Below are 13,736 nucleotides of genomic sequence, written 5' to 3'. Positions count from 1 at the left end.
CTGGCGGGGCTGCTGGGCGTGCGGCTTCAGGTGCGGGCCGGGGTCGCCCTCGGACCGGTGATCACGGGTCCAGTGGGTGGGCAGCCCAGCGCCTACGGCTTGCCGGTCAACTACGCCCGGCGCCTGTGTGACGCCGCCGCGCCGGGTGAAACCCTGGTGTGCGAGAGGGTGGCGCAGCAGCGGGCAGAGGACCTGCGGATGATCGGGCGCTCCCTTCCACCGCTGCGTGGGTTTGGGCCGGAGTGCCGAGCGTACACCGTACAGTCCTCCCCTGCGCTGGTGCTTTCCCCCATGAAAACCGGTTAAGCGCGTGGGGTGCCTTCTCATGAGAACGGTCCATAGACTGGGTCTATGGAACGCAAGCCCCTGGTCCTCGTCATCGAGGATGAAAAAGACATTGCTCGCTTTATAGAACTGGAACTGGCTGCGGAGGGATACGCGACGGAGGTTGCCTTTGACGGCGTGACCGGTCTCAGCAAGTTCCGTGAGGTCAACCCCGATCTGGTGATTCTTGACCTGATGCTGCCGGTGCTCGACGGTCTGGAGGTTGCGCGGCGCATCCGCAAGACCAGCAACACGCCCATCATCATCCTGACGGCCAAGGACGGCATTCAAGACAAGGTCGAAGGCCTGGATTCCGGTGCGGACGACTACCTCATCAAGCCCTTTTCCATCGAGGAGCTTCTCGCCCGTGTGCGCGCCCACCTGCGCCGGGTCAACCCTGCCGTCACCGGTGAGGTGCGGGTGGCAGACCTGGTGATGAACCTTGATGGACGCGAGATTTTTCGGGGTGGCCGCCGGGTGGAGCTCTCGGCCAAGGAGTTCGAGCTGCTGGAGCTGTTGGCGCGCAATCCCGGCAAGGTCTTTTCGCGCTTCGAGATCGAAGAAAAGGTCTGGCCGGAATACACCGGGGGCAGCAATGTCGTGGACGTGTACATCGGCTACCTGCGCCGCAAGCTCGAGGAGGGTGGGGAGCGCCGGCTGATCCACACGGTCCGCGGTGTGGGGTACGTGCTGCGCGAGGAGTAGCCCCACCTTTGGGCGCTAGACTGCCGGGCGTGTCTGGCTGTTGTGCCGCGCCCGGCTCTTTTCTTCTGGAGGGCTTTTCGTGACGCTGCGCGGTCGGCTGACCCTCTTCTATACGGCGCTGCTGGCTGCGCTGCTGACAGTGGTGGCGGTGGCGACCCTCGCCCTGATGCGCAACAACCTGGTGCTGGGGATTGACCGTGACCTGGTGGACAAGTACCGGCAGTTCACCAGCTTTTTTCGTCTGCTTGACCTGCCTCCGCTGGGAGAGGCGGGGAGCGAGGACGGGGCGGAAGCCGATGTGCCGCCGCAGCTCTCGATCGCTCGGTACCTCTTTCCCAATGTGGCGATTCAATTTGAGGAATTGCCCTTCTACGACGCAGAGACGCTCGTCCAGGGATTGGCGGCGGCCGACACGGCTGCGAAGCGCCGTCAGTTCTTCGCGTCGCTGCGGCAACTGGCCAACAGCACCCGCCGGCGGCCCATCGGCCTCGATCCGGGTGCGCCCATCACGCTGAGTGACGAAGAATGGTCGCGCCTCATTCGCGCACCGGAACAGCGGCTCTTTGTGACGCGACAGGTTCAAGAACCCTTTCAGCCTGTAGGCACCGCCGTGCCCATGCGCTTTCTGGTGGTGCTGGGCCCCGTGCAGGACGACGGCGGCGTACCGGGTCTGACGCGGGAAAGTTTTGCCCTCACCTATGTGGGGCGGGACCTCCGGCCGCTGAACGACACCCTGACGCAGCTTCAGCGGGTGCTGCTGGGCCTTTTCCTGGTGGGGCTCCTGACCGCGGGTGTAGGGGCGTACCTGCTGGCCGGGCGAGCGCTGCGGCCCCTGCGGCAGGTGCAGCGCGCCGCCGAGCGAATCGGGGGGCAAAACCTCGGCGAGCGCGTGCCGGAGCCGCAGACCGGAGATGAGGTGCAGGCCCTGGCTCAGGCGCTGAACGCTATGCTGGGCCGCCTCGAGGCGAGCTTTGAGGCGCAGCGCCGCTTTACGAGTGACGCCAGCCATGAGCTGCGCACGCCCGTGACCGCCATCAGCGGCCACGCGAGCTACCTGCTGCGCCGCAGCAACCCCACCGAGCAGCAACGCGAAAGCCTGAACATCATCCGCCGCGAGGCCGAGCGTCTCACCAACCTGATTGCCAGCCTCCTTGAACTGGCGCGCTCGGACAGCGGAGCCCTCACCCTTACCCGCCAGCCCATCCTGTCGCGCCCCTTCCTGGAAGAGATCACCCGTGAACTCGCGCCGCTTGCCCAGGCGCAGGGCACCGAACTCGTGGCGGGGGGCGAGGACGTGACCTTTGAGGGCGATCACGACCGGCTGAAGCAGGTGCTGATCAACCTCGTCAGCAATGCCCTCAAGGCCGGGGCCCGGCGGGTCATCCTGACGAGCTCGCCGCAGGCACAGGGCCGGGAGATTCGTCTGAGCGTGCAGGACGACGGCCCCGGCATTCCCCCTGAGCACCTCGCTCGCCTCTTTGACCGCTTCTACCGAGTCGAGGACAGCCGCAGCCGTGACCAGGGCGGCGCGGGCCTGGGCCTGAGCATCGCCAAGGGCATTGTGGACGCGCACGGTGGCCGCATCTGGCTGGAAAGCGAGGTGGGCCGGGGCACCACCGCGAATGTGCAGCTCCCGGTGGGGAACGTGCCGGCACTCGATGACGACGTGCCTTGAAGTCTGCCGCTGGAGAGGAGCCGCAGGGGTGCCTTCCTACCCCAGCATCAGCGCGTGCAGCTCCTCCATCAGCGCCTCACCTTCGGCGGTTGTGCGGGCGACCACGAAGATGGTGTCTTCACCCGCGATGGTGCCCACGATGTCGTCGCGGCGCAGGCGGTCAAGCAGCAGGGCGACGCCGGTGGCGTGGCCGTCGGCGGTGCGGATCACCAGGACATTTTCGCCGCGGTCCACGTCCTTGACGAAGTTCTGAAAGAGGCGGCTGAGTTCCTCCTCGACGTCGCTGGGCCCGCTTACCTGCGCGAGGGCGTAGCGGTGTCGGCCCTTGCCGATCGGGAGCCGGACCAGGCGCAGCTCGTTGATGTCGCGGCTGACGGTGGCCTGGGTCACCTGAAAGCCCTCCGCGCGCAGGCGCTCAACAAGTTCGGATTGGGTGGAGATACTCTCGCGGGCGATGATGTCCTGAATGCGTTTCTGACGGTGTTCCTTGCTGAGCATTCCTTCTATCCTATGAATATGCTGTGAATACTGCCAATGGGGGGCTAGCCGCCTGCACCTGCGGCCGCGGCCCGTACCCTCCGCACCTCGTCCAGGAGCCGCCGAGCCACCTCACGCTTGCTCAGCCGGGGCCAAGCGTCATGGGTGCCGTCGGGGCGCACCAGGGTCACCTCGTTGTCGTCGCCGCCAAAGGCCGTGCCCTCCCGCGTGGGGTAGTTCAGCAGGATGAAGTCGGCGTTCTTGCGCCGTGCCTTAAGGGCCGCGCGCTCTAGGCCCGCGTGGGTTTCCATCGCGAAGCCGACCAGGACGCGCCCTCCCTTGTGCTCTCCCAGTTCGGCCAGGATGTCGGGGTTAGGCGTGAGGTGAAGGGTGACGTCGCCCGCCACCTTCGCCTGCTTCTCGTCCGAGCGCTGCGCCGCGCGGTAGTCGGCCACCGCAGCGGTCATGACCACCACATCCGCGTCCCGCGCTGCCTCCAGCACCGCCTCTCGCAGTTCGAGGGCAGACTCGATGTGGACCACCTGCATCCCCACCGGGTCGGAGAGGGACACCGGCCCCGTCACCAGCGTGACCTGCGCCCCCCGGTCCCGCGCCTCCTCGGCGACCGCAAAGCCCATCTTGCCGCTCGAGGGGTTACTGATAAAGCGCACCGGGTCGAGGTACTCGCGGGTCGGCCCGGCGGAAACGACGACCTTGAGGCCCTCTAGGTCGCGCGCAGCCGGCGGCCGCAGCAGGGCGAGGGTGGCTGCGGCGATGTCTTCCGGTTCAGCCATGCGGCCCAGCCCGGAGCCCTCGCCACGGGTACCAAAGGCACCCACCTCCGGCCCCAGGAAGCGGTGGCCCCAGGTGCGCAGCCGCTCGGCGTTCGCCTGCACCGCTGGGTGTCGCCACATCCGCTCGTTCATCGCGGGGACCCACAGGACCGGCCCCCGCACGCTCAGCAGGGTGGCCGCGGCGAGGTCAGAGGCGTGCCCGAGGGCCGCTCGCGCGAGCAGATCGGCGGACGCACCCACCACGACGGTGGCGTCTGCCTTGGCCAGGGTGAGGTGTTGCGCGTCGGGCCGGGCCATAAACCAGGTGTTGTCCGTGGCGACTTCGCCTTCGGCCGCCGTCGCCAGGCTGAGTTCTGTGATGAAGGCGAGCGCGGCCTGGGTGGCGATCACCCGCACCCGCGCGCCCCCCTCCCGCAGCCGCCGGAGGACCGCGGGAGCCTTGACAGCGGCCATGCTGCCACCCACGATGACGAGGACGAGGGGCGCGGGAGCGGGGACGTCATTCACGAACGAAGTCTACGAGGCGAAGCGTGGGGGCGTTCAAGGGAGAGAGCGGGCACCTCCTGAGCCATCTGGCCTAGGCCGCGCGTGCCGAAGGGGCAGTAGACTCGCCCCATGACCACAACCCTGAACGCGGTCGAGCAGGTGCTCACCGTGCCCGACGATCAGACGCGCTGGGAAACCTACGCCCCGCGCTACGAGGCGCTCCTGAATGCCGCGCTTCCCGCAGAAGCGGTGCCCGATTGGCTGGCCGAGTGGAGCCGACTGGATGCCGAGGTCGCGCAGGTGGGGAGTAAGCTCGCGACGCACGCTGACCTGCACACGGATGACGAGGTCATTCAGGCCCGCTACGCCCGTTTTCTTCAGGACGTCTCGCCGCAGGCGCAGCGCGCCGAGCAGGCGCTGATCGAAAAGCTTCTGGCGGTTCCCGGCTACACCCCGGCGCCTGATTTCGCCCTGACCTACCGCCGCTTTCGGGACGCTGCCGCGCTGTTTCGCGAGGCGAACGTGGCGCTGGGCGTGACGCACGAGGAGCAGATGAACCGTCACGGCGTTCTCACCGGGAACCAGACGGTCACCCTAAACGGCGAGACGCTGACGGTGCCGCAGGCCAAGCAGCGCCTCGACCACCCCGACCGTCAGACCCGTGAGGACGCTTGGCACGCGCTTGCGGCCAGCAATGGGCTGATCGCACCCGAACTCGACGCCCTGATGCTCGAGCTGCTGCAAACCCGGCGTCAGCTCGCTTGGAATGCCGATCTGCCCTCCTTCCGCGACTTTATGTGGCGGCGCCTGGACCGGGTGGACTACACCCCCGAGGACTGCCGCGCCTTTCACGAGGCCGTGCGGGAAGAGGTGGTGCCCCTGGCCGCCGAGATCATGGGTGAGATTGCCGCGCCATTGGGGCTCGACACGGTGCGGCCCTGGGACTACAACCGCAACAATCTCCTCGACCCTCAGGGGCGCGAGTCGTTGCGGCCCTTTCAGACGGGTGCGGAGCTGGAGGAGATCGCGCAGGTGGCTTTTGGAGGGCTAGACGCCGAGCTTGCCGGGCGCTTTCGCCACATGCGGGAGACTGGCCTTCTCGACCTGGAGTCGCGCCCCGGCAAGATGACGCACGCCTACTGTCAGTACTTCCCGGTACAGAACGAGCCCTTTGTGCTGATGAACGTGGTGGGCACCGCCGAGGATCTGCGCGTCCTATTCCACGAGGTCGGGCACGCCTTTCACGGTTTTCTGAGCGGCGACGCCCAGCCCCTGGTGTGGAACCGCTGGAGCCCCATCGAGTTCGTGGAGATTCCCTCCATGGCGATGGAGTTTCTGACCCTGGACCATCTGGGGCATGTCTTCAGTGAGGGGGAGCTCGCGCGCTACCGCGAGAAGCAGCTTCAGGGGGTCGTGGCGTTCCTGCCTTGGGCCGCGCAGATGGACGCCTTCCAGCACTGGCTGTACACCGAAGCCGGGGAGAATGTGACGGTGGCGGACCTCGACGCCAAGTGGCTTGAACTGGACCGCACCTTTCACCCCTTCGTGAATTGGGACGGCCTGGATGAGGGCATTCGTGCCAAGGGCTGGCACTACTACCACATCTTCCGCGCGCCCTTCTACTACATCGAGTACGCGATGTGTTATCTCGCGGCGGTCGGCATCTGGCGGGAGGCCCGCGAGCATCCCGCGCAGGCCCTCTCGAACTACAAGGCCAGCCTGCGCCTGGGGAGCACAGTCCCCGTGCCGGAGCTGTACCGCGCCGCCGGGGTGGAGTTCCGCTTTGACCGCGAGCACATCCGGGGGCTGATGGCGTTCTTGAGCGCGCAGCTGGCAGAAGGCTAGGTCGAGAAAGCTGGAAGGGCTCGCGGCGAGCCCTCCCCGGCCTTTACGGCACGACGAGGAGCGGCACCTGGGCGCGGCGCAGCAGGCTCTCCGCGACGCTGCCAAGCAGGACGCGGTCCATGCCCCGGTACCCGTGGGTGCCCAACACCAGCAGATCGGCCTCTTGGGCGGCTGCCAGGAGCACGTCAACCGGTCGGCCCCGCAGGGTGCGGAAGTGGGCGGTGACGCCAGCCCCCTCCGTGACGGCGAGTGCTGCCTCCCGTGCCTCCCGCGCCTGCCGTTCCAGCAGGCCGCGCACGTACCCGGGGTCCAGGCCCGCCCACTGCACAAAGGGACTGACGGGCGGTTCCTCGATCACCGTGATCAGGTCAAGTTGCGCGCCAGCCGCCCGCGCAAGCTTCACAGCGTGCCGCAGGGCGCGCAGGCTGGGTTCACTGCCGTCGCAGGCCACCACAAACTTCATCGTTCCTCCTTGCTGTGTAGCTTACCTTTCCGTCCGCCACCTGGCCGATGTGTCCCTGACGGGTGGGGCGCACACTGAAGCCATGTTGACGCGACCCCTGACCGCTACGCCCTTCGACCCAGTGTCCGCGTCGCCTGACGCGCGGCTTGCGGTTGGCCGCCTGCTCGCCGCCTGCCACGCCTTTGCCTTCCCGGATGATCCGCCCGTGCTGCCCGAGCGGGAGGCCATAAGCCTGACCCACGTCACGCCGAACGAGGCGGTTCAGCATGTTGTGGTGTGGGCGGGGGAAGAGGCGCTGGGCTGGGCCAGCCTGACGTACGGCCTGCAGGAGAACCTGCACGCCGCGCACGCCCGGCTCTTGGTCCATCCCGAGCACCGACGCCGTGGCCTGGGCCGCGAGCTGAGCCGGGCTCTGGAGCGCATCGCACGGGCAGAAGGCCGCCGCGTCGTGACCTTTGGCACCACGAGCAGGGTTCCCGCTGGGGAGGCGTTTGCCCGGACCCTGGGCGCCCAGCCCGCCCTGCCCATGCGCCAGAGCGAACTGCGCCTTCAGGAGGTGCCCGAGACACTGCTGGACGCCTGGACGGCCCGCCCCGCGGATGATCCCTACCGCCTGCACGTCTGGCAGCGCGTCCCGGAAGAATTCCTGGCCCGCACTGCCGACATGATGATGGTGATGAACACCGCCCCGCGCGGCGACCTCGACGTCGAGGACTGGACGGTGACCCCTGAGATGATCCGCGCCTGGGAGGACATGATCGCCGAGGCGGGCGAGGTCCGCTTCCTGATGGCCGCCGAGGACACCCGCAGCGGAGAACTCGCCGGGTATACCGAAGTGTTCTGGAGCCCCGAACGGGCCGCGCTGGTGTACCAGGGGGCCACCGCCGTTCGCCCCTCTGCGCGCGGCCAGGGCCTGGGCAAGTGGCTCAAGGCCGCGATGCTGCGCCACATCCGTGCCCACTGCCCGGGCGCGCGCTTTGTGCGCACGAACAATGCGAAGACAAACGCCGCGATGCTGGGCATCAATGTGGCCCTGGGCTTTACCCCCTGGGCGAGCTTCACCGAATGGCAGGTGCGGCTCGACTGAGGCCGCCTGCCAGGCGTTTTGCCCCTCAGAAAGGCCAGTTTGGGCAAGCCCGGCTCAGGAGGAACGGGGGGGCGACGACCCGGCGTCTGGCCCCGTATGCTTCAGCCCATGACACTTCCCCTTCCCCGCAACATCCTCAGTATTCAGTCGTGGGTGAGCTACGGGCACGTCGGAAACGCCGCCGCCGTGTTTCCCCTGCAACGCCTGGGGTTCGAGGTCTGGGCGATTCACACCGTCCAGTTTTCTAACCACACCGGCTACGGGTCCTGGACGGGCGCGGTCTTTCCGCCCGAGCTTGTGGCGGACCTGCTGGGCGGCATCGAGGCGCGTGGGGTGCTCTCCGAGTGTTCGGCTGTCCTCAGCGGCTACATGGGCTCTGAGGGGACCGTGAGCGCGGTGGCCGAGGCGGTGCGCCGCGTGCGGGGGGCCAACCCCGCTGCCCTGTACTGCTGTGACCCGGTGATGGGCGACGTGGGGCGCGGCGTCTTTGTGCGCCCCGAACTGCCTGACCTGATCCGGGCCCAGGCGGTGCCCCAGGCGGACATCGTGACGCCCAACCAATTCGAGCTCGAACTCCTGACGGGCCGCCGGGTGACGACCCTTCAGGAGGCGCTGGACGCCGCTCGGATGCTGCGCGGCACGCTGCGGGCGGGCGGGCCCCGGATCGTGGTCGTGACCAGCCTCGTTCGGGTGGACGCGCCCGCCGGGGTGATCGAGACGCTGGCGGTGACGGGGGAGGGCGCGTGGCTGTGCCGCACGCCCCTCCTTCCGCTCGACCCGCCGCGCAACGGGACGGGAGACGCCATCGCCGCCCTCTTCCTGGGGCACTACCTCCAGACCGGGGACGCTGGGCAGGCCCTGAGCCGCAGCATGAGTGCGCTGTTTGCCCTGCTTGACCTCACGCACCGAATGGGGACGCGCGAGATTCAGCTTGTCGCCGCGCAGGACGAGTACGCGCGGCCTAGCCACGTGTTTGAGGCGGAGCGGGTGGCCTAAGGCGGCGGGGGGTTCGTCGGCTCACCGCGCCCGTTGAACCCGGTACACTCCCCCCATGAGCTATGAGAGCCTGCGCCTCACCCGCTCCGGCGAGGTGGCGACCCTGACCTTTACCCATCCCAAGGGGGCCTTTGGTCCGGCGACGTGGCGTGAGGTGCCGCTGGCCCTTGCCGAAGGAGAAGGAGTCCGCGTCCTGATCGTGCGGGGCGAGCGGGCCTTTAGCGTGGGGCTGGACCTGGGGGCGACCGTTCCGGTGATCGGCCCCGCTCTGGGCGACCCGGCGAAGTTTCGGGCGGTGGTGGCGGAGATGCACGCCGCCATCGAGGGCCTCGCCGCGCTGCCCATCCCCGTGATCGCCGCCATCGACGGTTGGTGTATCGGCGCGGGGCTGGAGCTGGCCGCGGCCTGTGACCTGCGGCTTTGCAGCGCTGCGGCGCGCTTCAGCCTTCCCGAAGTGAAGCTTGGAATCACGGCGGACCTGGGGGGGCTCCAGCGCCTGCCGGGGCTGATTGGCCGGGGCCGCGCGGCGCACCTCGCCCTGACCGGCGAGCCCATCGACGCCCTCACCGCCGAACGCTGGGGCCTGGTGACCGAGGTCAGCCCGAACGCGGAGGCGCTGTACGCCCGTGCGGACGCTCTGGCCGCCCAGCTGGCCACCCTGCCGCCCCGCGCCCTGGAGGGCACCAAGCGGATCCTCCAGGCTGGCCACCCACACGAGGAGGGGCTGCGTCAGGCTGTGGATTGGAATGCGCAGCACCTCGACCTGTCCTTCTTGGCCGGGGCGCTGCGTCGGGGCTGAGGGCGGGCCTTTCCTGCGGCTACCGGGACGTTCCCGGCAGAGCTTCTGGGACGGCGGCCGGATCCGTGCTCGTTGCGGTGAGGCCGTGGCGAGCTGCCTCCGGGTCACCGCTGCGAATCCCCCAGGCATAAAAGGCGAGGGCCAGCCCCACGACAGCGGCCATGTCGGCGCCGTACGGCAACAGGCCCAGCCCGCCGAATTCACGGCTGCCCAGCAACGAGAGCAGGGTCAGGGCAAGCAGGTACACCGGCAGCCAGGCGCCGCTGCGCAGGTGTGACGCGGTGTCTTGCCAGCCCCGGCGTGCCTGCACGGTCAGGTAGATGGGAAGGCCCAGCAGCACCAGCAGCATGATCTGCCCGTTCAGCGGCCAGCGGCTCCAGTACACCAGGAGGCTAGCGAATACGAACGCCACCGGGGCCAGGAGCCCCAGGGCCGGGAGGGTGAGAGGCCGCCGGGCGTGCGGTGCGGTGCGGCGCAGGCTCACCACGCTCACCGGGCCCGTGAGAAAACCGATCACGCAGGTCACGCTGACCACTGCCGCCAGCGCCTCCCAGTTGGGAAAGAGGAAGAGCGCCAAAAGGCTGATGGCCAGGTTGCACAGCATGGCGTTGCGCGGCACACCTAGCGCCGGGTGCAGGCGACCCAGCCAGTCCGGCAGGTACCCGCTGCGCGCCAGCGCCTCCAGGGCACGGGCAGAGGTGGCCACGTAGGTGATGCCCGTTCCCGAGGGGCTGATGACGGCGTCGGCATACAGTGTCAGGGCCAGCCAGTTCAGGCCGAGTGCCACCGCCAGTTCGGCGAAGGGTGACTCGAACCGCAGGCCCGACCAGCCGCCTGCCTGGAGGCTTTGCGGGTCCACCGCCCCGATAAAGCCGATCTGCAGCAGGAGATAGATCGCGCCCGACAGCAGGAGGCCGCCGACCACCGCCAGCGGCACGCTGCGGCCGGGGCGCTGCGCTTCGCCCGCCAGGTTGATGGGTGACTGAAAGCCGTTGAAGCTAAAGACGATGCCGCTCGTGGCCACGCCCGTCAGAATCGCCGCCCAGCCGTAGGGCGCAAAGCCGCCTGCCGCCGTGAAGTTTTCGGGGTGGAAGTCCAAGCCCAGCAGGCAGACAGCGGTGAGGAGCGGTACCACCAGCTTAAACAGGGTGATGGCCGTGTTGCTCTTGGCAAAAAGGGCCACGGTCCAGTAGTTCAGCAGCAGGTACAGCAGCAGGAGCAGCGTGGCCACGGTCAGACCCCAGGGAGTCAGCGTGCCGCCCTCAACCAGTCGCTGGGCCCAGGAAAAGGACCAGGTCGCCATGTACTGCACGCTTGCCACCGCCTCGATGGGCGGGATCACCAGCATGCTCAGCCAGTTGGCCCAGCTGGCCAGCAGGCCCGCGAACGGCCCGTGCGAGTAGCCGGTGTAGCGGCCCATGCCGCCGGACTCGGGGTACATGGCGCCCAGTTCGGTGTAGGTGAGGGCGATTGCCAGCATCATCACCAGGCCGATCACCCAGGCCAGGATGGCGGCAGGCCCCGCAATCTTGGCGGTATTGTAGGCTCCAAACAGCCAGCCCGAGCCGATGATGGAACCCAGGCAGGTGAACATCAGGGCCAGCGGCGTGATGCTGCGCCGCGGCGTTCCCACACTCTTGGTCATGCTCTCCCTTCTCGTCTTTCGCGCAACATGTGGGCGGTTGCCTGCCCGGCTCGGGCCAGGCGGGCGCTTTGCCCCGCGAAAGAGGCAGTATAGGCAGAGCCGGGCCCCCATAGGGGGGGCTTGCATGAACCGCTCGCCCGTTTTTCCCTTCCTTGAGGAGACTGCTGATGACTCAACCCGCTGACCCTTCGACCACCTTCCGCCCTGACCTGCTCGCGGGCAAGCACGCCCTCATCACCGGGGGTGGCAGCGGCATCAACCTCGGCATCGCGCAGAGCTTTGCGGCCCACGGCTGTGCCGTCACCATCCTGGGCCGCAACCTAGAAAAGGCGCAGAACGCCGCGCGTGGGATTGAGGCGGCGGGGGGAAGGGCGCTGGGCGTCTCGGCCGACGTGCGGGACTTTGCGGCCCTGCAGGCGGCGGCCCAGGCGGGGGTAGAGGCGTTTGGTCCCCTGGACATCGTGATCTGTGGAGCTGCGGGGAACTTTCCGGCTCCGGTCGACGGCATCAGCCCCAATGGGTTCAAGACCGTGGTGGATATCGATCTGCTGGGCACCTACAACACCATCAAGGCGAGTGCGCCGCATCTGCGGGTGCCCGGCGCAACCATTCTCTCCATCAGCGCCTACGGGGTGCCGGTGCCCCTACAGGCGCACGTGGTGGCGGCCAAGGCGGGGGTGGACGCCCTGACGCAAACGCTGGCTGCCGAGTGGGGGCTGCGCGGCGTGCGGGTCAACGCGATTCTTCCCGGTCCGATCGACGGCACCGAGGGGATGGCGCGCCTCGCCCCCGACGAGGAGACCCGGCGGCAATTCACGGAGACGGTGCCGCTCGGCCGCTTCGGCGTGCCGCAGGACATCGCCAATGCGGCCCTCTTCCTGGTATCCGACGCGGCGAGCTACGTCACGGGTGTGATCCTGCCGGTGGACGGCGGTCAGAACATGCTGGGGGGCGCGCCGCAGTACGGGATGTACCTGCGGATGCAGCAGGCTGGGGAAGCCTGAGGCCAGACCGGCGCCCCCCTCTGCCGTATCCTGCCCCCTGTGCGCCGCTTTCTCCCCCTTGCGCTCGCCTGCCTGTGGCTGTGGCCAGGACCGCAGGCGCAGGCTCCGGCAGGAAGCCCGGTCGTCACCCTCCAGCACGACCCTGGCCTGAGTGCCGGGGTGCGCGCGGCTCTGGCGGGGTTGCCGGCTGGGGTCAAGGTTGGGCTGCTGGTGCGTGATCTCACGACGGGAGCGCTGCTGGAGGCGCGGGGAGCAGACCTGCCGCTGATTCCGGCAAGCACCACCAAGCTGGTGACGGCGGCTTCGGTCCTTGTGGACCGGGGGGGCGCGGAGGGCTGGTGGAGCACCGAACTCAGCGTGCCGGCGACCGAGGTGGGCCGGGCCCGCGTCTCGCACCTGACCCTGCGGGGCAGCGCGGACCCCACCCTCAGCGTGGCGAGCGGGGCCAACAGCCTGCGCGCGCTGGCCCAACAGGCATTTGCGCGGGGCCTGCGCGAGGTGGGTGCGGTCCGGGTGGACGAGACCGGGTTGGACGCCCGCACCTGGCAGAACACGGTGCTGGGTGTGCCCATGACCACAGTGCGTCTCGCCGAGTGGCAGGGCCGTCCCCCCGTGACCGCCGCCGAGGCCCGGGCGCGAGTGGGGGCGGCCCTGATCGCCGAACTGCGGCGGGCGGGCGTGCGCGTGTCCTCCAGTCGGGTGGGCACCGCGCCCCCCTTCCGGCCCTCCGCGCCGCCCCCCCGCACCGACCAGCGGGGCCGTCCCCTGCCTCCCGACCCCTTTGTCCCCGTTCGCTTTCGTCCGGAGCAGGGGGTAGCGTCGGTGCGCAGCGCGTCGCCCTTCGGGGTGCTCGCCGCCACCCTGCGTCCCAGCGATAATCTCCGCGCCGAGGAGCTGCTGGCCACCCTCGCCCTGCGCCCCAGCGGAAACGGCACCCTCGCCGGGGCGCTGGCCCGCGAACGAGCGGTGCTGCGCCGCCTGAACGTGGACCTAACGGGGGTGCACCTCGCGGACGGCAGCGGCCTGAGCCGACAGAACCGGCAGACCGCTCGCGCCCTGGTGGGCCTCCTGAAAGCCCTGCACGACTTGCCCTATTCGCGGGGGGAGGGGCGTGCCGTGTCCCCCGCAGGAATCTACCTGGGGCGCCGCAACGCCTTTGTGGAGGCGCTGCCCCAGGCCGGGACGGGCGAGAACGTTCCCAATCACGGTGGCCGTGGCGGCACGCTCGCCCTGCGCCTGCGGGGCGCGGGCCTGGACGTGCGCGCAAAGACCGGCACCCTTCCCGGCGTCTCGGCCCTGGCCGGGTACGTGACCGGGAAAAGCGGCCATACCCTCGCCTTTGCCATCCTGATGAACGGGCCGCAGGAGACCTCGGTCCTCACCCTACGCGCGGTGCAGGACCGAGTGGTGCAGGCGGTGGCGCGGGCACACTGAGG

13 protein-coding genes (1 of these 13 cut by a window edge) are annotated in these 13,736 nt (G+C 68.9%); 9 read left to right on the top strand and 4 right to left on the bottom strand.

The window, feature by feature from the left end:
- The 3 genes from EI73_RS08550 to EI73_RS08540 form a co-directional block, all read left to right on the top strand.
- A protein-coding gene (locus tag EI73_RS08550) for an adenylate/guanylate cyclase domain-containing protein (protein WP_051935454.1) crosses the window boundary here: on the top strand, positions 1-306 show its 3' portion. 291 nt of this gene lie to the left of the window's left edge; only the last 306 of its 597 coding nucleotides appear in the window; the start codon falls outside the window, past its left edge; the stop codon is at positions 304-306.
- A gap of 45 nt (positions 307-351) precedes the next feature.
- Positions 352-1,029: a response regulator transcription factor gene (locus EI73_RS08545; protein ID WP_010887388.1), complete on the top strand. Its 678-nt coding sequence runs from the start codon at positions 352-354 to the stop codon at positions 1,027-1,029.
- Positions 1,030-1,108: 79 nt separating this feature from the next.
- Positions 1,109-2,704 (top strand): cell wall metabolism sensor histidine kinase WalK, encoded by a 1,596-nt coding sequence (locus EI73_RS08540; RefSeq protein ID WP_034385958.1) that lies wholly within the window; start codon positions 1,109-1,111, stop codon positions 2,702-2,704.
- Between the two features lie 36 nt (positions 2,705-2,740).
- On the opposite strand, the gene argR is transcribed toward EI73_RS08540, so the two are convergent.
- On the bottom strand, positions 2,741-3,202 hold the full coding sequence (argR, locus tag EI73_RS08535; protein ID WP_034385956.1) for an arginine repressor: 462 nt from the start codon (positions 3,200-3,202) through the stop codon (positions 2,741-2,743).
- Between the two features lie 44 nt (positions 3,203-3,246).
- Positions 3,247-4,482, bottom strand: a complete 1,236-nt coding sequence (gene coaBC, locus EI73_RS08530; RefSeq protein WP_034385954.1) for a bifunctional phosphopantothenoylcysteine decarboxylase/phosphopantothenate--cysteine ligase CoaBC — start codon at positions 4,480-4,482, stop codon at positions 3,247-3,249.
- Positions 4,483-4,590: 108 nt separating this feature from the next.
- On the opposite strand from coaBC, the gene EI73_RS08525 reads away from it, so the two are divergent.
- Positions 4,591-6,306: a M3 family oligoendopeptidase gene (locus tag EI73_RS08525; RefSeq protein ID WP_034385953.1), complete on the top strand. Its 1,716-nt coding sequence runs from the start codon at positions 4,591-4,593 to the stop codon at positions 6,304-6,306.
- A 43-nt stretch (positions 6,307-6,349) separates the two neighbouring features.
- Here EI73_RS08525 and EI73_RS08520 read toward each other — a convergent pair whose 3' ends face one another.
- A complete protein-coding gene (locus EI73_RS08520) occupies positions 6,350-6,769 on the bottom strand; it encodes a universal stress protein (protein ID WP_034385951.1) in 420 nt (139 codons plus the stop codon).
- Positions 6,770-6,851: 82 nt separating this feature from the next.
- Between EI73_RS08520 and EI73_RS08515 the strand changes: the two genes are divergently transcribed.
- The 3 genes from EI73_RS08515 to EI73_RS08505 all read left to right on the top strand — a co-directional run bounded on the left by EI73_RS08515 (position 6,852) and on the right by EI73_RS08505 (position 9,651).
- Entirely contained in the window at positions 6,852-7,856 is a 1,005-nt protein-coding gene (locus tag EI73_RS08515; RefSeq protein WP_034385948.1) for a GNAT family N-acetyltransferase, read from the top strand.
- Positions 7,857-7,964: 108 nt separating this feature from the next.
- Positions 7,965-8,852, top strand: coding sequence for a pyridoxal kinase PdxY (gene pdxY / locus EI73_RS08510; protein ID WP_081909060.1), 888 nt, complete (start codon positions 7,965-7,967; stop codon positions 8,850-8,852).
- A 55-nt stretch (positions 8,853-8,907) separates the two neighbouring features.
- Positions 8,908-9,651, top strand: a complete 744-nt coding sequence (locus EI73_RS08505) for an enoyl-CoA hydratase-related protein (RefSeq protein WP_034385944.1) — start codon at positions 8,908-8,910, stop codon at positions 9,649-9,651.
- Between the two features lie 19 nt (positions 9,652-9,670).
- Here EI73_RS08505 and EI73_RS08500 read toward each other — a convergent pair whose 3' ends face one another.
- A complete protein-coding gene (locus tag EI73_RS08500) occupies positions 9,671-11,296 on the bottom strand; it encodes an APC family permease (protein ID WP_034385942.1) in 1,626 nt (541 codons plus the stop codon).
- A gap of 167 nt (positions 11,297-11,463) precedes the next feature.
- Between EI73_RS08500 and EI73_RS08495 the strand changes: the two genes are divergently transcribed.
- Together EI73_RS08495 and EI73_RS08490 are read left to right on the top strand one after the other, a co-directional pair.
- Positions 11,464-12,300: an SDR family oxidoreductase gene (locus EI73_RS08495; RefSeq protein WP_034385940.1), complete on the top strand. Its 837-nt coding sequence runs from the start codon at positions 11,464-11,466 to the stop codon at positions 12,298-12,300.
- Between the two features lie 39 nt (positions 12,301-12,339).
- Positions 12,340-13,734, top strand: coding sequence for a D-alanyl-D-alanine carboxypeptidase/D-alanyl-D-alanine-endopeptidase (locus EI73_RS08490; protein WP_034385938.1), 1,395 nt, complete (start codon positions 12,340-12,342; stop codon positions 13,732-13,734).
- Positions 13,735-13,736: the final 2 nt, after the last annotated feature.

Source organism: Deinococcus sp. YIM 77859, assembly GCF_000745175.1.
Classification (GTDB): domain Bacteria; phylum Deinococcota; class Deinococci; order Deinococcales; family Deinococcaceae; genus Deinococcus.
This window is presented reverse-complemented; position numbering and strand designations above follow the sequence as displayed.